The organism is Streptomyces sp. NBC_00358 (genome assembly GCF_036099295.1).
GTDB lineage: Bacteria > Actinomycetota > Actinomycetes > Streptomycetales > Streptomycetaceae > Streptomyces.
In genome coordinates this window covers 8149523-8169495 of sequence record NZ_CP107976.1, presented here as the reverse complement: position 1 = coordinate 8169495, position 19973 = coordinate 8149523, and the positions used below count along the sequence as shown (strand labels likewise).

17 protein-coding genes are annotated in these 19973 nt (G+C 71.2%); 9 read left to right on the top strand and 8 right to left on the bottom strand.

The genetic code is table 11. The features are described 5' to 3' along the window. Window positions 1-13: 13 nt before the first annotated feature. Window positions 14-1156 (top strand): methyltransferase, encoded by a 1143-nt coding sequence (locus OHT01_RS34965; RefSeq protein WP_443043483.1) that lies wholly within the window; start codon window positions 14-16, stop codon window positions 1154-1156. A gap of 154 nt (window positions 1157-1310) precedes the next feature. Continuing rightward, the gene (locus tag OHT01_RS34960; protein ID WP_328557108.1) at window positions 1311-2708 is read left to right on the top strand and encodes an FAD-dependent oxidoreductase; all 1398 of its coding nucleotides are present in this window, start codon (window positions 1311-1313) and stop codon (window positions 2706-2708) included. Window positions 2709-2720: 12 nt separating this feature from the next. On the opposite strand, the gene OHT01_RS34955 is transcribed toward OHT01_RS34960, so the two are convergent. From OHT01_RS34955 to OHT01_RS34945, 3 genes are all read right to left on the bottom strand, one after another. Beyond that, window positions 2721-3953 carry a hypothetical protein gene (locus tag OHT01_RS34955; protein WP_328557107.1) on the bottom strand — a complete coding sequence of 411 codons (1233 nt, stop codon included), beginning with the start codon at window positions 3951-3953 and terminating at the stop codon, window positions 2721-2723. A 448-nt stretch (window positions 3954-4401) separates the two neighbouring features. After that, window positions 4402-5253 (bottom strand): class II fructose-bisphosphate aldolase, encoded by an 852-nt coding sequence (locus OHT01_RS34950; protein ID WP_328557106.1) that lies wholly within the window; start codon window positions 5251-5253, stop codon window positions 4402-4404. Between the two features lie 33 nt (window positions 5254-5286). Continuing rightward, entirely contained in the window at window positions 5287-6171 is an 885-nt protein-coding gene (locus OHT01_RS34945) for an SIS domain-containing protein (RefSeq protein WP_328557105.1), read from the bottom strand. A gap of 122 nt (window positions 6172-6293) precedes the next feature. Here OHT01_RS34945 and OHT01_RS34940 point away from each other — a divergent pair, with 122 nt between their 5' ends. Continuing rightward, window positions 6294-7073, top strand: coding sequence for a DeoR/GlpR family DNA-binding transcription regulator (locus OHT01_RS34940; protein WP_328557104.1), 780 nt, complete (start codon window positions 6294-6296; stop codon window positions 7071-7073). A 174-nt stretch (window positions 7074-7247) separates the two neighbouring features. Here the strand turns inward: OHT01_RS34940 and OHT01_RS34935 are convergent, their stop codons facing one another. Then, window positions 7248-8363 (bottom strand): GNAT family N-acetyltransferase, encoded by a 1116-nt coding sequence (locus OHT01_RS34935; protein WP_328557103.1) that lies wholly within the window; start codon window positions 8361-8363, stop codon window positions 7248-7250. A gap of 494 nt (window positions 8364-8857) precedes the next feature. Here OHT01_RS34935 and OHT01_RS34930 point away from each other — a divergent pair, with 494 nt between their 5' ends. The 4 genes from OHT01_RS34930 to OHT01_RS34915 all read left to right on the top strand — a co-directional run bounded on the left by OHT01_RS34930 (window position 8858) and on the right by OHT01_RS34915 (window position 13246). Further along, on the top strand, window positions 8858-10303 hold the full coding sequence (locus OHT01_RS34930) for a glyceraldehyde-3-phosphate dehydrogenase (protein ID WP_328557102.1): 1446 nt from the start codon (window positions 8858-8860) through the stop codon (window positions 10301-10303). A 395-nt stretch (window positions 10304-10698) separates the two neighbouring features. Next, window positions 10699-11901: an MFS transporter gene (locus OHT01_RS34925; RefSeq protein WP_443043482.1), complete on the top strand. Its 1203-nt coding sequence runs from the start codon at window positions 10699-10701 to the stop codon at window positions 11899-11901. A gap of 38 nt (window positions 11902-11939) precedes the next feature. Further along, window positions 11940-12725 (top strand): maleylpyruvate isomerase family mycothiol-dependent enzyme, encoded by a 786-nt coding sequence (locus OHT01_RS34920; protein ID WP_328557101.1) that lies wholly within the window; start codon window positions 11940-11942, stop codon window positions 12723-12725. A 206-nt stretch (window positions 12726-12931) separates the two neighbouring features. Then, a complete protein-coding gene (locus OHT01_RS34915; protein WP_328557100.1) occupies window positions 12932-13246 on the top strand; it encodes a DUF6332 family protein in 315 nt (104 codons plus the stop codon). Here OHT01_RS34915 and OHT01_RS34910 read toward each other — a convergent pair. The 3 genes from OHT01_RS34910 to OHT01_RS34900 all read right to left on the bottom strand — a co-directional run bounded on the left by OHT01_RS34910 (window position 13207) and on the right by OHT01_RS34900 (window position 16088). Continuing rightward, window positions 13207-13872, bottom strand: a complete 666-nt coding sequence (locus OHT01_RS34910) for a response regulator transcription factor (protein ID WP_328557099.1) — start codon at window positions 13870-13872, stop codon at window positions 13207-13209. The two genes, OHT01_RS34915 and OHT01_RS34910, sit on opposite strands and share 40 nt — an antisense overlap. Further along, the gene (locus OHT01_RS34905; protein ID WP_328557098.1) at window positions 13869-15104 is read right to left on the bottom strand and encodes a sensor histidine kinase; all 1236 of its coding nucleotides are present in this window, start codon (window positions 15102-15104) and stop codon (window positions 13869-13871) included. Before OHT01_RS34905 ends, OHT01_RS34910 begins: the two co-directional genes overlap by 4 nt. A gap of 189 nt (window positions 15105-15293) precedes the next feature. After that, on the bottom strand, window positions 15294-16088 hold the full coding sequence (locus OHT01_RS34900; RefSeq protein ID WP_328557097.1) for a TetR/AcrR family transcriptional regulator: 795 nt from the start codon (window positions 16086-16088) through the stop codon (window positions 15294-15296). A 227-nt stretch (window positions 16089-16315) separates the two neighbouring features. Between OHT01_RS34900 and OHT01_RS34895 the strand changes: the two genes are divergently transcribed. Next, entirely contained in the window at window positions 16316-16765 is a 450-nt protein-coding gene (locus OHT01_RS34895) for a nitroreductase family deazaflavin-dependent oxidoreductase (protein WP_328557096.1), read from the top strand. Between the two features lie 243 nt (window positions 16766-17008). Here the strand turns inward: OHT01_RS34895 and OHT01_RS34890 are convergent, their stop codons facing one another. Continuing rightward, complete coding sequence (locus tag OHT01_RS34890; protein WP_328557095.1) at window positions 17009-18325, bottom strand: geranylgeranyl reductase family protein; 1317 nt, start codon at window positions 18323-18325, stop codon at window positions 17009-17011. A gap of 176 nt (window positions 18326-18501) precedes the next feature. Between OHT01_RS34890 and OHT01_RS34885 the strand changes: the two genes are divergently transcribed. Then, complete coding sequence (locus OHT01_RS34885) at window positions 18502-19857, top strand: dipeptidase (RefSeq protein ID WP_328557094.1); 1356 nt, start codon at window positions 18502-18504, stop codon at window positions 19855-19857. Window positions 19858-19973 lie beyond the last annotated feature (116 nt).

Sequence of the window (19973 nt, the reverse complement as noted above, 5' to 3'; positions counted from 1 at the left end):
GATGAACGACCGGATGACGACACCCTGGGGCGACTACGAGCTCGCCCGCTTCCCTGAGGACCCTCGCGAGCGACTGCGCGCCTGGGACGCCGCCGACACCTATCTGCTGGGGCATCTCGCGGAGAGCGGCACCCCGCTGACGGGTTCGGTCGTGATCGTCGGCGACCGGTGGGGTGCGCTCACGACGGCGTTGTCGGAGCGGCGGCCGACCCAGATCACCGACTCCCTCCTGGCGCAGGAGGCGACCCGGGCGAATCTGGCGCGGGCCGGTGCCGACGAGTCCGCGGTGCGGCTCCTCACCACCCAGGACCCGCCTCCCGAGCGGATCGACGTGCTGCTGGTGCGGGTGCCGAAGAGCCTCGCGCTCCTGGAGGACCAACTGCACCGGCTGGCGCCCGGCGTGCACGAGGGAACGGTCGTCATCGGCACCGGGATGGTCAAGGAGATCCACACCTCGACGCTGCACCTCTTCGAGCGGATCCTCGGTCCGACCCGCACCTCGCTGGCCGACAGGAAGGCCCGGCTGATCTTCTGCACCCCGCTCCAGGGGATCGCCCGCAAGGCCAACCCCTGGCCGTACAGTTACGTGCTCCCCGACGACGTCGGCGCGGTCTCCGGCCGCACGGTCGTCAACCACGCGGGCGTCTTCTGCGCCGACCGCCTCGACATCGGCACCCGCTTCTTCCTGGGGCATCTGCCGCGCAGCCGGGGAGTCGAGCGGATCGTGGACCTGGGCTGCGGCAACGGCGTGGTCGGTACGGCGATGGCGCTGGCCAATCCCGACGCCGAGGTGCTGTTCGCCGACGAGTCCTACCAGGCGGTGGCCTCGGCGGAGGCGACCTTCCGGGCGAACGCCGGGGGAAGCGCCGAGTTCCGGGTGGCCGACGGGCTGGACGGCGTCCCCTCCGGGAGCGTCGACCTCGTCCTGAACAATCCCCCGTTCCACTCCCACCAGGCGACGACGGACACGACCGCCTGGCGGATGTTCTCGGACGCGCGGCGCGCGCTGCGGCCGGGCGGCGAGCTGTGGGTGATCGGCAATCGTCATCTCGGCTACCACCTGAAGCTGCGCCGGCTGTTCGGCAACAGCGAACTGATCGCGGGCGACGCCAAGTTCGTCGTTCTGCGGGCCGTGAAGAAGGACGCCGACCGGTAGCACCGGGCGGCGGGCGGGTCGGGTGCCGGCGTGGAGCGGGAGGACCCTCGACGCGTCACCAAATGACAGATTCGGCGCACTTCTTGATCTCCCTTATGCGCACACGTGCACGAACGTAGAGTGGGCGCGCTCGCCAATGACAACTGGGGGAAACATGTCGCGCCGTGCTGTCGTGATCGGTGGGAGCGTGGCCGGCATGCTCGCCGCCGCGGCCCTGTCCCGGTCGGTGGACGACGTGATCGTCCTGGAGCGGGACGAACTGCCCGACGGGCCGCATCCGCGCCGGCGTGTTCCGCAGGCACGGCACGCTCACATCCTGCTGCCCAGCGGACGCGACGCCATCCAGGAGCTGCTTCCGGAGGCCGACGTGCGTCGGCGGCTGCTCGCGTCGGGAGCTCACGAGCAGCCCATGACCGGCATTCTGGGCTTCGGCGCGCAGGGCTGGTACCGACGCTGGCCGACGGTGGCCGACGAACTGCTGCTCACCTGCTGCAGCCGCGACCTGCTCGACTCGATCGTGCGCGAGGCGGTCCTGGAGACCGCCCGGGTCACGGTCCGCCGTGCCGAGGCGCTGTCCCTGCTCGGAACCGCCCAGCGCGTCACCGGTGTACGCGTCCTCGCCGACGGCGCCGAGGAGGACCTGAGCGCCGATCTGGTCGTCGACGCGAGCGGCCGGGGCTCACGCGTCGAGAACTGGCTCGAAGCGCTCGGCGTGTCCGGGATACCGACCGACGAGGTCGACTCGGGCCTCGTCTACGCCAGTAGGGTCTTCCGCGTTCCGAAGGGCGCGGAGGACTTCCCGCTGACCCAGGTCGAGGCGAACCCCGCCGACTCCCGGCCGGGGCGTTCCGCGAACCTGGTGCCGATCGAGGGCGGCCGCTGGCTGGTCAGCCTCGCGGGCACCCGCGGCGGCGAACCCACCGCCGATCCCGAGGAGTTCACCGACTTCGCCCTCGGTCTGCGCCACCCCCTCGTCGGGCAGCTCGTCTCCGGTGCCGAGCCGCTCAGCGAGGTGTTCCTCACCCGCAGCACCCGCAACAGGCGCCGCGGGTTCGAGAAGGCGGCCCTGCCCGAGGGCGTGGTGGTGCTCGGTGACGCCGTCGCCACCTACAACCCCGTCTACGGCCAGGGCATGTCCGTCGCGGCCCTCGGTGCCCTGGCGCTGAGCCGACGGCTGCGGGAGGCGGACGTCACCGCTCCGGGATTCGCCCGCGGCGTCCAGCGCGCGGCCGCGAAGTCCGTCACGGCCGCTTACACGATGAGCACCTCCCAGGACCAGTGGTTCCCGGAGGTCGTCGGCAAGGCTCCGACGCTCGCCGACCGGCTCCTCAGCCGCTACATGGGCCGGATGGCGCGCGTCGCCACCACCTCGTACTCCGTGTCCGCGGCCATGTGCGCGGTCATCACGCTCCAGGAGGACGCGAGCCGTCTCGTGCATCCCAAGCTGCTTCTCGCCACCGTGAAGGGCCCTGTCCTGGAGCCGCTGGCCGGGCCGCCGCTGACCCCCGGGGAGAGCGCCTTCCTCGACTCCGTGGGCCCCGTTCCCGTGTGACGGCGACCGCGTTCAGGAGAGCTGTCGCACCGCGGTTCTCCGTGACTGGACCGCGGCGTCGACGATGGGGGTGCGCACCGCCTTGGACAGGCTCAGCAAGGACGGCTGGCCGGTGTCCAGCGGCCGCGAGGCGTCGGCCGGCCGTCGCAGGCGTGCGCTGACGGAGACCACCACATCGACGTCACCGACGGTGATGCCGATGGTACCGGTCTCCGCGCCGGGGGTCGGAGCCTCGGCGAGTGCGGCCACGGCGACCATCGCGGCCATCCCGATCACCTCGGCGTCCGCCGCGCTCGACCCCGCGGCCAGCGCCTCCCGGTAGGCGTGGCGACGGACCTGGTCGTCGAGTTGCCCGGCGAGCCGCTTGAGGCCGTCGCGGATGGCTGTCTCCCGCGTGGTGAGCTGCAGTTCGACGTCGCTGATCGTCCGCCACGACAGCGCCCTGACGCAGCGCCGACGGCTGGTCGGCCCCGCCAGCAGGAAGAACAGGGGCCGCAGGCGTACGAAGGTGACGGCCGAGTCGATGCGCGGACCGAGGAGCGGAAGGATGTAGCCGGCCGAGGCCAGACAGGAACCGACGGCCACGAGCGGGGCGACGCTGGTGCTGAGACCGTCCCAGCGGTGTCCGAGCCAATGAGCGGTCAGCGCGACGGACTTGACGATGCTGTAGGCGCTGGTGAACAGCCAGCCCACCACGAGCAGGGCCAGGGAGCCACGGGTCCAGCGCTTGACCTTCCGTGTCCAGTGCCAGCACAGCAGGGTCGTCGTCACCGCGGCCACCATGTGCGCCATCAGGTACAGCACGATCATCTCGCGGATGAACGGCGTCGAGGCGTAGTAGGTGTCGAAGTCGGCACGGCGCTCGACGGGGGTGTCGCCCAGCGAGAACAGGACGCCCTCGGCGACGATCACGCCCAGGTAGCTGAACAGCCAGGCCCGGGCCGTACGCCGTACCCGGACAGGGTCGCTGCCCCGCCAGTGCACGATGAGGATGAGGGAGGCCGCGCCGAAGGCGGTCACCGCGCCGTAGGTCAGCGGCGCCGCCACGTTCGGTATGCCCGTGACCCTGTTGACCAGGGCGACGGTGGGGGGCGCGCCGAGCACGAAGCAGAGTCCCGACAGCAGGATGACGGCGCAGAACGACCGCTTGAGCGGGTCCCTCCAGTGGCGGAACAGATCGGGCAACTGGGCGGCGAGTCCCATCCAGAGGACGGCCGCGGCCACGTAGTAGATCAGACCGTTCACATCGGGCCCAAAGGCATGGGTCTGCGGACCCCTCGACGCGCGGCGGGGCGCGGACGGGCGGTGGCCGTCGCACGGTTCACCGTGGCGCACACGCCGTCGTCGCGCGCCGACACGCGAATACCAGCCAGAAGTTGACCGCTCAAGGCCTTCTCCGTCCTGCGCTCGGTCCCGCGCCGGCTGTGCGCCGAAAACACCGCAAACCCCTGCTCCCCGTGTTCATGGGGCATACGGACGCCTGCCCGAGTGGCCTCCGGGCCGATACTTCACCCGCGAGCCTGCCGTGCCCTTTCGGCCTTCTCATACTTGTTCACCCTAGCCACCTTGTCACCCACTCGAACTGCCGTCGGTGCAAAAGCACATGTGCCGGGAGCGGCCAGGACCGCTCCCGGCACAGGCCGAGTGGGCGCTTTGGGCGGCATATCGGGCTGTAGCCGCATGTGGGCGACGCTCAGCCGCGCAGCACACCGATGAACCCCGCCACCGTCCGCGCCATCGCCTCCCGTCCCACGCCGAGGTACTTCCGCGAGTCCACGGCGTCGGGGCTGGCGGCGAGGAACTCCCTTATGGCACCGGTCATCGCGATGTTCAGGGCGGTGCCGACGTTGACCTTGGCGATGCCGCCTCCGACGGCCGCCCGGAGCTCCCCGTCGGGGACCCCGGAGGAGCCGTGCAGGACGAGGGGGACACCCAGCGCGGCGGCCAGCCGCTTGAGCAGGTCGTGGTCGAGAGCGGCGGTCCGGGTGGTCATGGCGTGCGAGCTGCCGATCGCCACGGCCAGCGCGTCCACGCCGGAGTCGGCCACGAAGGCGCGCGCCTCCATGGGGTCGGTACGGGCACCGGGCGCGTGCGCGTCCCGCGGCTGTTCACCGTTCTTGCCACCGATCTCACCCAACTCGGCCTCGATCCACAGGCCTTGGGCGTGTGCCCAGTCGGCGGCGGCCCGGGTCGCGGCGAGGTTCTCCTCGTACGGCAGCCGCGAGGCGTCGTACATGACGGAGCTGAACCCGGCACCGGGTGCCTGCCGCAGCAGCTCGTCGCTCTGCACATGGTCGAGATGCAACGCGACGGGCACCGAGGCCCGTTCGGCGGCGGCGGTCGCCGCACTGGCCAGCGGGAGCAGTCGGCCGTAGCGGAACTTGACCACGTTCTCGCTGACTTGGAGCACGACGGGCGCGCCCGCGGACTCCGCGCCGGCTATGACGGCCTCGACGTGCTCCAAGGTGATGACGTTGAAGGCGGCGACGGCGGTCCGTTCCTCGGCGGCCCTGCCGACCAGCTCACCGGTTGCTGCGAGGGGCACAACTCCTCCTACTCCGTGGGTGGTCGAGCCTGTTCAGTGGCTGAGGATCACCGAACGGGTGAGGTGGCGCGGCCGGTCGGGGTCCAGGCCGCGCGCCGCGGCGACGGCGACGGCGAGGCGCTGGGCGCGGACGAGTCCGGCGAGCGGGTCGAGGCCGCCGCCGTCCACCCACAACCCGCCGGTCCCCCGCACCTGTTCGGCCAGCCCTTCGGGCGCCTCGCCGAGCATCCAGGTGGCGGTGCCGTCGGTGGTGACGCTGATGGGCCCGTGCCGGTACTCCATCGCCGGGTAGGCCTCGGTCCAGGCGAGGGAGGCCTCCCGCATCTTGAGGGCGGCCTCGTTGGCGAGGCCGACGGTCCATCCGCGGCCGAGGAAGGTGAACTGCCCGCAGCCGACGAGCCCTTCGGGCAGCGGCACGTCGAGCGCGGTGCGCGCGTCGGCGACGACGGCCTCGCTGTGCAGACCGAGATGGGCGCGGAACAGCGTGAGCGCCGTGGTGGCGAACCGGGTCTGCACCACGGACCGCTCGTCGGCGAAGTCGAGCACGACGACGTCGTCCGCGGACTCCATCACGGGCGTGTGCGGATCGGCGGTGACGGCGGTCGTGCGGGTGTGTCCCCGGAGGCGTTCGAGGAGTTCGAGGACTTCGGTGGTCGTCCCGGAACGGGTCAGGGCGACCACCCGGTCGTACGAGCGGCCCACGGGGAACTCCGAGGCGGCGAAGGCGTCCGTCTCGCCCTGTCCGGACTGTTCACGCAGGGCGGCGGCGGCCTGCGCCATGAAGTACGAGGTGCCGCACCCCACGATCGCGACGCGCTCCCCCGCCGCGGGCAGCGCGGCCCGGTGCGCCGGTGCCTGTTCGGCGGCGCGGCTCCAGCATTCGGGCTGGCTGCTCAGTTCGTCCTCGACATACGTCATGCCGTACCCCTCCCACTGATGCTTGTTCCTGCAAGATATAGCGAGGTTTCGAGCACAATCAAGCATTCGAGGGGGTCTGGAGTGCGTTAAGGTCGCGGAAGATCGAGGAATGGAGGGTGCGGATGTCGCGCGACGCCCGGTGGAAGGCGCTGCTGGAACTCCTCGTGGAGCAGGGCCGCCTGGACGTCGAGGAGGCCGCGACCCGGCTGGAGGTCTCGGCGGCGACGATCCGGCGCGACTTCGACCAGCTGGCCGAGCAGCAGATGCTCGTGCGCACCCGGGGCGGCGCGGTGGTGCACGGCGTCTCCTACGAACTGCCCCTGCGCTACAAGACCGCCCGGCACGCCTCGGAGAAGCAGCGCATCGCCAGAGCGGTGGCCGACCTCATCGCACCCGGCGAAGCGGTGGGCCTGACGGGCGGCACCACGACGACCGAGGTGGCCCGCGCGCTGGCCGTACGCCCGGACCTGTCGTCGGGCTCCCCCGCGCTGACGGTCGTCACGAACGCGCTGAACATCGCGAACGAGCTCGCCGTGCGCCCCCAGTTCAAGATCGTGGTGACCGGTGGGGTGGCCCGGCCGCAGTCCTACGAGCTGATCGGACCGCTCGCGGACGGCGTGCTCGGGCAGATCACCCTGGACGTCGCGGTGCTCGGCGTGGTCGCCTTCGACGCCGCGCACGGCGCCGCCGCCCACGACGAGGCGGAGGCCGCGATCAACCGCCTCCTGTGCGAGCGGGCCGAGCGCGTGATCGTCGCCGCCGACTCCAGCAAGCTGGGGCACCGCGCGTTCGCCCGTATCTGCGGGGCCGAGTCGGTGGGCACGCTCGTGACGGACGCGGCGGCGGGACCCGAGACGATCGCACGGTTCGAGGAAGCGGGGATCGACGTCATCGCCGTATGACGGCGGCGCCCGGTTTCCGCGGCGTGCCCGCCCACACGTCGCACGGGTCCCCCAGGCCGCACGGGGAGGCGGTGCCGTACCGCGCAGCGGCACGGGTCGGCTCCGGCATGCCCGGGGGTCTCCGCGCCGACCCGTGCGGCAGCGGAGACTCCCCGGGTGTGCCGTGCGACAGGGTCAGCGGGCGCGCGGCCCCGCTCCGCCGGATTCCGCGCGGCCCGACGCGCGCAGCGTGCCGACCGTCCTGAGCAGCCGGTCGGCCGGATCGCGCAGCGCGGGATGGGCGAGGACGGTGTTGCGCAGACCGCGCACGGGTCGGCGCCACAGCCGGTGTGCCGCCGCCACCGGATGGGGGCGGGCCGCGAACCCCTCGGCCACCCGCAGCTCACGTGTCTTGAGCCAGTCCTTGTACTCCTTGTCGCCGCGCCCCAGATCCAGCAGGCTCACACCGTTGCGGCCGGCCGCCTCGGCGGTCCGCAGGTGCATCATCAGACCGGGCGAGTACCGGTGGAACTCGGGGTCGTAGGCGGTGAACCAGGCCGCGAGCACCGTGCGCGAGCGCGGTCCGAAGTGGGCGGCCACCGGCCGGTCCCCGGCGTAGAGCACGGACAGTACGCCGGTGAAGTGCTCCTCGCGGACATCGAACAGGTGGTCCACCAGACCGACGATCCAGGGGCGCGCGAACCGGTCCATGCGCCCTGTCCTGCGGTACTGGGCGGACTTCCACTGCATGAGGGTGCGCAGCATCCGGGGATCGCGCTCGTCGAAGACGAACCGCACCTCGCCCACGTCCCGCCCGAGGCGGCGTTCCTTCTTCAGGGTCGTCTTGGCCTGCCCCGGGTAGGCGCTGCGCAGCCACCCCGGGTAGTCGCTGTCCCCCGGTTTCAGGTCCACGACCGGGGAGGCGAAGGTCCCAGTAACGTATCTGCTGAACGGCTTCTGTTCCTCGACGAGATGATCGAACTCGAAGATGGACAGCCCGCAGGCGCGCAACACCTCCTGAGCGTCCCAGGAGACCCCGGGCCTGTGGACCAGTGCCTGACAGTCGGAGAGTCCGAGGCCGATGGCTCTGCCGACGCCGAGGACGTTGCGTTCGAACGGCAGGAACCCGACGGGCTCCCCGCCGTCACGCAGGACCGCGACCTGCGCACCGCCTCGAAACCTGCCGACCCCCGTCGCGAACTCCGGCGACAGGAACGGATTCGCGTATTCGGGCGATGCGTCCATCGCCCCGTGCCAGGCCTCGCGCAGCGGGGCGCCGAGGCCGTCGAGTCTGTGGATCGTGATCTCCACCTCAGATCAACCGCCCTTCCGCAGGCGCTGCGAGGGATGTACCGGTCACAGCACTGGCCAGTCGGGCGTGTGGATCTTTGCTGATGGATCGCATGGGCGACAGCTCCCCCCATGACGCGCTGTCCGCGTCCTGCCACTTTTCTGATTTCTGCCGATCCGTACGGCACGCGGACTCGCCTCCCGGTCGAGCACCGAGATCCGAACGAATGGGCAAGGGCTCAAACGTCGCGAAACAGTACGCACGCTGTCAAGGGTGTCTACGGCAACGAAAAGGTCCAGGACGGATGCCGGAACCTTTGCCGTACTGGTGAACGACGTCCCCCAGCCGTCCGGCCGGCCCCGCGGAGGCCCTGGCTCCGGTGCGGCCCCATCCCTTCCGATGCCCTGTGACACCCCGGCGGACGCCGCCTTCCACATCAAGTGGACACCACGTGAACGATCGAAAAGACGCTCCGGTTAGCATATGAGCGCCACCTAGCTCGAAAGATGATTCTGTGACTGTCAACGACGACGCGTTCACCAACTGGAAGACCCGCGAAGAGATCGCGGAGTCGATGATCCCGATCATCGGGAGGCTGCACCGGGAGCAGGACGTCACGATCCTCCTGCACAGCCGCTCCCTGGTGAACAAGTCGGTGGTGAGCATCCTCAAGACCCACCGCTTCGCCCGGCAGATCGCCGGGGAGGAGCTCTCGGTCACCGACACCCTGCCGTTCCTGCGGACGCTCACCACGCTCGATCTCGGGCCGTCCCAGATCGACATCGGCATGCTCGCCGCGACGTACCGGGCCGACGACCGCGGCCTGTCCGTCGAGGAGTTCACCGCCGAGGCGGTCGCCGGCGCCACCGGCGAGAACAAGATCGAGCGCCGCGAGGGGCGTGACGTCGTCCTCTACGGCTTCGGCCGCATCGGCCGCCTCCTCGCCCGCCTGCTCATCGAGAAGACCGGCTCCGGCAACGGTCTGCGGCTGCGCGCCATCGTCGTACGCCAGGGCGGCGACCAGGACATCGTCAAGCGCGCCTCGCTGCTGCGCCGCGACTCGATCCACGGCCAGTTCCAGGGCACGATCACCGTCGACGAGGCGAACAGCACGATCATCGCCAACGGCAACGAGATCAAGGTCATCTACGCCAACGACCCGTCCGAGGTCGACTACACGACGTACGGCATCAAGGACGCCATCCTCGTCGACAACACCGGCAAGTGGCGTGATCGCGAGGGTCTCTCGAACCACCTGCGGCCCGGAATCGACAAGGTCGTCCTGACGGCGCCCGGCAAGGGCGACGTCCCCAACATCGTGCACGGCGTCAACCACGACATGATCAAGCCGGACGAGCGGATCCTGTCCTGCGCCTCCTGCACCACCAACGCGATCGTGCCCCCGCTGAAGGCGATGGCGGAGGAGTACGGCGTCCTGCGCGGTCACGTGGAGACCGTCCACTCGTTCACCAACGACCAGAACCTGCTGGACAATTACCACAGCTCGGACCGCCGGGGCCGCTCCGCGCCGCTCAACATGGTCATCACCGAGACGGGTGCCGCCTCCGCGGTGGCCAAGGCGCTGCCCGACCTGAAGGCGCCCATCACCGGAAGCTCGATCCGCGTGCCGGTGCCGGACGTCTCGATCGCGATCCTCAGCCTGCGCCTGGGCCGTGCGACCACCCGCGAGGAGGTCCTCGACTACCTCCGCAACGTCTCGCTGACCTCGCCGCTCAAGCGCCAGATCGACTTCATCAGCGCCCCCGACGCGGTCTCCAGCGACTTCATCGGCTCGCGCCACGCCTCGATCGTCGACGCCGGCGCGACGAAGGTCGAGGACGACAACGCGATCCTCTACCTCTGGTACGACAACGAGTTCGGCTACTCCTGCCAGGTCATCCGCGTCGTCCAGCACGTCTCCGGGGTGGAGTACCCGACCTTCCCGGCTCCGGCGGTCTGAGCGGGGAACGAAGCGCGGTTCGCCGTCCGGGCTGTCGGGACGGCGAACCGCCGAGCAGGACCGCCGACGAGCCCGCGCGGGCCGGTCGAGGCACGCGCGGACGGCGGTGTGCGCCCGCGCCGTATCGCGCCGGCGGGTTCACGGATGCGCGGGCGCGTAGGCATCTAGGGCCGCGGGTCGGTTGGTGCGCGGGTCCGCGGGTCCGTGGGTCCGCGGGGGAGCGATTTCGCGGGGGAACGATTCCGCAGGTGCGCCGGTCTGCGTGCGCGAGTCCACGGGTACGTGTGGCTGTGGGCCCGCGGGTCGGTGTGCCCGCCGGCCAAGATGGCCCCACCGGCCCAGGTGTGCCCATCGGCTCCCTTGCTCCGAGCTGGGCATCCGTCTAACGTGATTTTGTGCCGCTAATAAACAAAACCAGCCCGCACAGCGTCGTGCCGGACCGCTCCCTCATTCGACTCCGCATCACCCTCACCGCCTTCTTCGCCCTGGACGGCTTCGTCTTCGCCGGCTGGGTCGTCCGGATCCCCGATATCAAGCACCGGACAGGCGCCTCCGCGGGCACCCTCGGGCTCGCTCTCCTCGGCGTCTCCGCCGGCGCGGTGATCACCATGATGCTGACGGGACGGCTGTGCCGACGGTTCGGCAGCCACCCGGTCACCGTGGTCTGCGCCGTGCTGCTGTCCCTGAGCATCGTCCTGCCGCCGCTCACCCACTCCGTGACGGCCCTGGGCCTCGTTCTGCTGATCTTCGGCGCCGCGTACGGCGGCCTGAACGTCGGCATGAACAGCGCGGCCGTCGATCTCGTGGCCGCGCTGCGGCGCCCCGTGATGCCCAGCTTCCACGCGGCGTTCAGTCTGGGCGGCATGCTGGGGGCAGGGCTCGGCGGGCTGGTCGCCGGACAGGTGTCGCCGACCCGCCATCTGCTCGGGATCGCCGTCATCGGCCTGCTCGTGACGGGCGTCGCGGGACGCTCACTGCTCCGTCAGGACGCCCCCGTGTCACCGGATCACCCACGGAGTGACGGCGGCGCGGCGCGGTCGCGTTCCGACGGCCGTACCCGGGGCCTGGTGGTCGTCTTCGGGCTGATCGCCCTGTGCACGGCGTACGGCGAGGGAGCACTCGCGGACTGGGGCGCGCTCCATCTGGAGCAGGACCTGGACGCGCACCCGGGGATCGCCGCGGCCGGATACTCGTGCTTCGCCCTCGCCATGACGATCGGCCGGCTGAGCGGGACGACGCTGCTCGAACGGCTGGGCCGGACAAGCACGTTGGTCGCGGGCGGTACGACGGCCGCGCTCGGCATGCTGCTCGGCTCCCTCGCCCCCTCCATTTGGGCGGCGCTGCTCGGATTCGCCGTCACCGGACTGGGCCTCGCCAACATCTTCCCCGTCGCTGTCGACCGGGCCGGCGCGCTGGCCGGAGCCGGCGGGGTCGCCGTCGCCTCCACGCTCGGATACGGCGGCCTGCTGCTCGGGCCGCCCGCGATCGGGTTCATGGCCGACGCGTACTCCCTGCCTACGGCCCTCACCAGCGTGGCGGTGCTGGCGGCCGCGGCCGCGCTGATCGGATTCGCTACGCGCCGGGCCGCCGTCGGCTGAGGGACCAGCAGTGGGTGGGCATCGGGCACACTCACGGTATGGAGATTCGGGAGTTCGTCGAAACCCTGGACCGTGAGGGCCGGTTGCTGGCCGCGGCCGCCGGGGAGGCGGGTGTCGACGCCAAGGTGACGACCTGCGCCGGCTGGCAGGTCAGGGACCTGGTGCGGCACACCGGCATGGTCCACCGTTGGGCCACCGCGTTCGTCGCCGAGGGCCACACCTCGTACCACCCCGACGCCGGACTGCCGGATCTGGACGGTGAGGAACTGCTGGCCTGGTTCCGCGAGGGGCACCGGGGGCTCGTGGACACCCTGGCCGGCGCCTCGCCCGACGTGCGGTGCTGGAGCTTCATGCCGGCGCCCTCGCCACTCGCCTTCTGGGCACGCCGCCAGGCGCACGAGACCACCGTGCACCGGGTGGACGCCCAGTCGGCGCTCGGCCGGGAGCCGGCCGAAGTCCCGCCGGACTTCGCGGTCGACGGGATCGACGAGTTGCTGCTCGGTTTCCACCGGCGGGAGAAGAGCAAGGTACGCACCGAGGAGCCTCGCGTGCTGCGCGTCCGCGCCACCGACCGCCCGGACACCGTGTGGACCGTACGCCTGTCGTCCGGACCGCCGCTCAGCGAACGCGCAGAGCGGGGGCACGCGGACAAGGACACCGACGCCGTGGACACGGACGCGGACGTCGATGTGGACTGCGAGTTGGCGGGGCCGGCCGCACCGCTCTACCTCGCGCTGTGGAACCGCGTACCGTTCCCGAGCGTGACCGGCGACGCCTCGCTCGCCGCCCTGTGGCGGGAGAAGTCCGGCATCACCTGGAGCTGATGCACGCATCCGCAATCCCGGTCATCCGGTCCGCCCGTGAACGGGACGGCCGAAGGACCGGTGCGCGCCCCCACAGCCGACCTCCGCGGCTCGGCATCCACGCCGAGCCGCGGTAAGCGGGTCAGCGGACGCGCGCACCCGGTGGGGTGCTTGCCCCGCCGGGCGCGGGCCTGTTGACTCGAACGATGAGCAACGACGGTCAAGACATGGACAATCGCCGCGACTCCGGGCCGGGAACGTACCCGAGCCGCACCCAGGCGCAGCGGGACGCGGTCACCGTCGAGATCGGATACGCCCTGGCCAGCGCGGCGTTCGTCGCGGCGGTCGCCTTCGGGGTCGTCACCGGGCCCGCCCTGTTCCTGGACCTCTCGCCGGGGTTCGTACGCGCGCTCGTCGCCTCGGGCACCACTCTGGCCACCGCCCTCTTCGCGCTGCGGGTGGCCACCGTACTGTTCCGCTTCCACCACCACGCTCCCGCGCCTCAGCCCAGCCAGCCCGGTCGCACCAGCCCCGACTCATAGGCGAGCACGACCAGTTGGGCCCGGTCGCGAGCCCCGAGCTTCACCATCGTCCGGCTGACATGGGTCTTGGCGGTGAGCGGGCTGACAACGAGACGGCGGGCGATCTCGTCGTTCGACAGGCCGATGCCGACCAGCGCCATCACCTCCCTTTCCCGCTCGGTGAGTTCGACGAGGGACGCGGCGGACTCGGGCTCCTTGGAACGGGCCGCGAACTCGGAGATCAGCCGCCGAGTCACCCCGGGCGAGAGCAGTGCGTCACCCTCGACCACCGCCCTTACCGCACGCAGCAGTTCATCGGGCTCGGTGTCCTTGACCAGAAAACCGGAAGCACCGGAACGGATGGCCTCGAAGACGTACTCGTCGAGTTCGAAGGTGGTGAGCATGACCACCTTGACGTCCCCGAGATCCGGATCGCCCGTGATGCGGCGGGTGGCGGCGAGGCCGTCCAGCACGGGCATCCTGATGTCCATCAGGACGACATCGGGGCGCAGTTCACGGACGGCGCGCAGCGCCTCCGCACCGTCGGCGGCCTCTCCGGCCACCTCGATGTCGGGCTGCGCGGCGAGCAGCGCCTTGAAGCCTGCCCTGACCAGCGCCTGGTCGTCGGCGAGCAGTACACGGATCACCGGTCCTCCCTGACCTTCCACGGCAGCACGGCCAGCACCCGGAACCCTCCGTCGTCGCGCGGCCCCGCCTCGATCGTGCCACCCAGCGCCGCCGCCCGCTCCCGCATGCCGGCCAGCCCGTTGCCGCTCCCGCCCGCGTCCGCGCCGGTGGCCGGCCCGTCGTCGTCGATCCGCAGCCGCAGGGCGCCCTCCGCGCGATCGAGCCGCACGCGCGCGTGGCGCGACCCCGAATGCCGTACGACATTCGTGAGCGCCTCCTGGATGATGCGGAACGCGGCGAGGTCGGTGCCGGGTGCCGGTTCCGGGACCTCGCCCTCGATCTCGACCGTCAGTCCGGCACTCGCCGCCTGCTCGACCAGTTCGGGCAGCCGGTCCAGCCCGGGCGCTGGTGTCCGCGGTGCCTCGCCCGGCGCGCGCAGGGTGTCGAGCACCTGGCGGACCTCTCCGAGCGCCTCCTTGCTCGCCGCTCTGATGGTGGTGAGCGCCGTGCGCGCCTGCTCGGGGTCCGAGTCCAGCAGCGCGAGTCCGACGCCCGCCTGGACGTTGATCACCGAGATGCTGTGAGCCAGCACGTCGTGCAGTTCGCGGGCGATCCTCAGCCGCTCCTCGTCGGCGCGACGCCGGGCGGCCTGCGCGCGCTCGGCCCTGTCGCGGCTCCACTGCTCACGACGCGCGCGCAACAGCTCCGACAGTGCCACCACCGCCACGACCCAGGTGGCGATGCCGATCTCCTGCGTCCAGGAAGGGGGAACGTCGCCCGCCGGAGGCAGCCGGTGGTACAGCCAGTGGGAGACCAGGAGATGCCCCGCCCACAGCAGGCCGATGGCAGTCCAGGCGGCCTTGCGATGCCCGGCGACCACGGCGCTGAAGCAGCCCACCGCGACGGGAAGGAAGACCGGCCCGTACGGATACCCCGCGGCCACGTAGACCAGGGCGACCGCGGCCGTGCCGAACGCGACGAACACGGGATACCGCTGCCGCCAGAGCAGCAGACCGGCGCCCACCAGAAGGAGCGCCCGCGAGAAGAAGTCCAGGGCGAGCCGGTCGCCGTGCTGGGCGTGGGCGGCGAAGTTGGAGCCGACCAGCACGAAGGCGGTCAGCAGCACCGTGGAACGCCACGGCCATCGCGCGCGGCGCTCCTCGTCGTTCCAACGGCTCCATCCGGGCGGCCCGTGCCGCCATCGCGGTGGACCGCCCCACGTCGGCGCCGCGGGCGTGTGCTGCTCTTCCATGACCGTCACGCTAGACGGCCGACCCCGGCGCGGGCGTCCGCCGGGCGAGGTGATCACCCGTACTCCCCGCGGAGTACGACACGGGGTACGGCACGCGGTACGGCGCCGAACGCGAGGCTGAGGTCGGCGCTGCGTACAGAGGACAACGCCGACGACGGCATGGACCACAGGACGCAGTCGCCACCGGGCCTAGGACGAAGTCGGCCCGGCCGGATGCGGCTGAGCCGGATCCGGATGCGGCTCAGCCGGATGCGGCCGGGCCGAAGGCGGTTCATCGGCGGTCGCGCTCTGCTCCGGATACACGAGTCCCACGTCGTGCGCGAGCCGCCCCACGGCATGGCGGAAGAACGGCTCACGGTCCTCCACGACCCGGTTGAACTGCCCGAACAGCTCGAACCCGATCAACCCGTAGAGCTGCGCCCACGAGGCCACCAGCGCCACGATCACCTCGGGCGGCAGATCGGGCGCGAGATCGGCGGACATCCGCTGCGCCTCGGTCCTCAGCTCGGCGGGCAGCGGCGTGCGGGCCACCCCCTTGCCCCGGTACGCGTCCCGGACGACGCCGATCAGGAGCAGGCCCACCCGGGAGGCCGCCGGAACCGTCTCCTGCGGCGCGACGTACCCGGGGACGGGGGAACCGTAGATGAGCGCGTACTCGTGCGGATGCTCCAGCGCCCAGTTCCGCGCCGCCGCGCACACGGTGATCCAGCGCTCCCGGGGACCTGCGGCGGCGACCTCCGCGTGCGCGGACTCGGCCGCCTCGCCGAGGGAGTCGTAGGCGTCGATGATGAGCGCGGTCAGCAGGTCGTCCCGGCTGGGGAAGTACCGGTAGAGCGCGGAGGAGACCATCCCGAGCTCGCGGGCCACGGCACGCAGCGAGAGTTTGGCGGCGCCCTCCGCGGCGAGTTGTCTGCGCGCCTCGTCCTTGATGGCCGCCGTGACCTCGATCCTGGCTCGGGCACGTGCCCCTCGCGCGGTGTTCATACCGAGCAGTGTCCCACGTTTCCAGAGCACTGCACACAAAGGAGAGCAGTGATCCGGAAGGAGATCTATGCTCACTTCATTGATCGGCGCACCAAAAAGAGAGCGGCGCACAAAAACGAGAGCACCGCTCTTGCATTGGATCACCGATCCGGTGCAGACTCTTCTCAAGCGAGAGCAGTGCTCACAAAACAGAGCGGCGCTCTCATCACACGCCTCAAGGGGTCCCCGTGTCCACACACGTCCAGAAGCCCGGCTGGTTCACCGTCAACGTCTTCAACCGTGCCGTGGCCTGGATCACCAGGCGCGGCCTCAGCGTCTGGGGTTCGCGGGTCCTGGCCGTCCGGGGCCGCAAGAGCGGCGAGTGGCGGACGACTCCGGTCAACCTGCTCACGGTGGACGGTGAGCAGTACCTCGTCGCCCCGCGCGGCCATGTCCAGTGGACGCACAACATGCGGGCGGCCGGCGGGGGCGAGCTGCGCCTCGGCAAGAAGGTCGACACCTTCACCGCCGTGGAGGTGGCCGACGACGACAAGGTCTCGTTGCTGCGCGCCTACCTCAAGCGCTGGAAGGCCGAGGTCGGCGTGTTCTTCGGCGGCGTCGGACCCGACTCGTCCGACGAGGAGCTGCGGCGCATCGCCCCCGACCACCCCGTCTTCCGGATCACGGTCACGAGCTGACGGGCAACCCGGTCCACCGCTCCTCCGCCCCGACGCTCGCCGGTCGTGCGCGCACGACCGACGGTGCGCGCACGACCGGCGAGCGAACGTGGCCATGGACCGGGAACGGCGGGATCGGGGAACGCCGTGGACCAGGGACGATCATGGCTCGAGTGAGGCCTTGAGCTGCATGAAGCCCTCGGCCGCCAGCGGCCTGCGGCCCGTTGGCCTGCGACCGATTGCGTCCGACGGCGGCCGAATCCGCTAGCGCTCCCCCTCCCCCGCCTGGGCCCCCTCCGGCCCCTCCGCCGTCGGCGCGCCTTGCGCCGCCTGTGCCTCGTGGGCCTCCTGCGGACGGCGGTCGAGTGTGGTCAGGGCGCGTCCGACCATCGGACGGGACCGGATGATCTCGCCGAGCGTCGTGGAGCCGCGGGTGATGCCGGCGAACGCCTTCCACACCGGGCGGAGGCCGGTGAGCCCCGCGTGGAACAGCCCGGGACGACGCTCGAAGGCCGCGAGCAGGCGCTTGCCGACACTCATCTCGACGCCGAGCCCCGCCTTGATCGCGAAGGCGTAGTTCAGGGCCTGGCGTCGGGCGTCCACGGCGTCGTGCGCCTCGGCGATCCGGACCGCCCACTCACCCGCGAGCCGCCCGGAGCGCAGCGCGAACGAGATGCCCTCCCGGGTCCAGGGTTCGAGCAGTCCCGCCGCGTCACCGCAGACGAGCACCCGGCCGCGCGACAGCGGCGAGTCCTCGGCGCGGCAGCGCGTCAAGTGGCCCGACGAGATGGCCGGTTCGAAGCCGGCGAGGCCGAGCCGGGCGATGAAGTCCTCCAAGTACCGCTTGGTGGCGGCGCCTTCACCGCGCGCGGAGATCACCCCGACGGTCAGTGTGTCCCCCTTCGGGAAGACCCACCCGTAACTGCCGGGCATGGGGCCCCAGTCGATCAGGACACGCCCCCGCCAGTCCTCGGCGACCGTCTCCGGAACCGGGATCTCGGCCTCCAGGCCGAGATCGACCTGGTCGAGCTTCACGCCGACGTGTGCTCCTATCCGGCTCGCGCTGCCGTCGGCACCGACCACCGCCCGCGCCAGCACGGTCTCGCCGCCCTGAAGGACGACCGCGACGGTACGCCGGTCCGGCACCGCCGACCCGTGCTGCTCGACGCGGGACACCATGGCACCCGTACGCAGCTCGGCTCCCGCCTTCTGGGCGAACTCGACGAGCTGCTGGTCGAACTCCGGACGGTTGATCAGCCCGAACAGCATGTTCCGGGACCGCCGGGTGCGGGCGAACTTGCCGTCCATGGAGAAGGTGACCGCGTGCACCCGGTCTCTGAACGGAAGTTCGAAGCCGGGGGGCAGGGCATCGCGCGACGGGCCGATGATTCCGCCGCCGCATGTTTTGTAGCGGGGCAGTTCGGCCTTCTCCAACAGCAGGACGCTGCGTCCCGCGACCGCTGCCGCATAGGCGGCCGAGGCACCCGCTGGTCCCCCACCGACGACTACGACGTCCCATACCCGCTGTTCGTCGTCCGCCGTACGCCGCTCGTCGTCCGCCGAAGAGTTCTCGCTGCTCACGTTGGTCTACTGCTCCCAGTCCAGCCGTCTGCCGCACCTGTCCCCCGCATCCTACGGCGGGCATCGCCGCAGGTTGCTGTGGGAGGATCGGCAACGGATGCGTCCTGCACACCAGTACGCATCACCCGATCACCTGTACACAGAAGTACAACGTCGCACCCACAAGGAGCGTGCCCATGTCGTCGAATCCGGTCGCCGAGACCGTCGCCTCGCTCATGCCCCGCGCGAAGGCGGAGCTCACCGAGCTGGTGGCCTTCAAGTCGGTGGCGGATTTCGACCAGTATCCGAGGAGCGAGAGCGAGGGCGCCGCGAACTGGATCGCCGACGCGCTGCGCTCCGAGGGCTTCCAGGACGTGGCACTGCTCGACACCCCGGACGGTACGCAGTCGGTGTACGGCTTCCTGCCGGGACCCGAGGGCGCGAAGACGGTCCTGCTGTACGCGCACTACGACGTGCAGCCGCCGCTGGACGAAGCGGCCTGGACGACGCCTCCGTTCGAGCTGGTGGAGCGCGACGGCCGCTGGTACGGGCGGGGCAGCGCCGACTGCAAGGGCGGCGTCGTGATGCATCTGCTGGCGCTGCGTGCCCTGAAGGCGAACGGCGGCGTTCCGGTGCACGTCAAGGTCATCGTCGAGGGCTCGGAGGAGCAGGGCACCGGCGGTCTGGAGCGGTACGCCGAGCAGCACCCTGAGTTGCTGACCGCCGACACGATCGTCATCGGCGACGCCGGCAACTTCCGGGCGGGTCTGCCGACCGTCACCGCGACCCTGCGCGGCATGACCCTCGTCCGGGTGCAGGTGGACACCCTCGAAGGGAACCTGCACTCCGGGCAGTTCGGCGGTGCGGCGCCCGACGCGCTGGCGGCGCTGATCCGCGTACTGGACTCGCTGCGCGCGAAGGACGGTTCGACGACCGTCGACGGCCTGGCCGGCGACGCCGCGTGGGACGGCCTGCAGTACGAGGAGCAGGCGTTCCGTGAGGACGCCAAGGTGCTCGACGGGGTGGAGCTCATCGGTTCCGGCGACGTCGCCGACCGGGTCTGGGCGCGTCCGGCCGTCACCGTCCTCGGGATCGACTGCCCGCCGGTCGTCGGCGCGACGCCGTCGGTGCAGGCCGGTGCCCGTGCGCTGGTCAGCCTGCGGGTGCCGCCGGGCGTCGACGCGGTCGAGGCGACCGAGCTGCTGGAGGCGCACATCGAGGCGCACACGCCGTGGGGCGCGCGGGTGAGCACCGAGCGGATCGGGCAGGGCCAGGCGTTCCGCGCCGACACGTCCAGCCCCGCGTACGCCTCGATGGCCGAGGCCATGGCGGTCGCCTACCCGGGCCAGGAGATGCAGTCGGCGGGCATGGGCGGCTCGATCCCGCTGTGCAACACGCTGGCCTCCCTGTACCCGCGGACGGAGATCCTGCTCATCGGCCTGAGCGAGCCGGAGGCGCAGATCCACGCGGTGAACGAGAGCGTCTCGCCGGACGAGCTGGAGCGTCTGTCGGTCGCGGAGGCGCTCTTCCTGCGGAACTACGCGGCGAACTGATCGTCCGCGCCCACGGCAAGGGGCCCACGTCGTCACGAGTGGGCCCCTTGCCATGCCCGGTCCAGCACCACGCCAGGCCGCAGGCCCGCCATGCCCGGTCCAGCACCGCGCCAGGC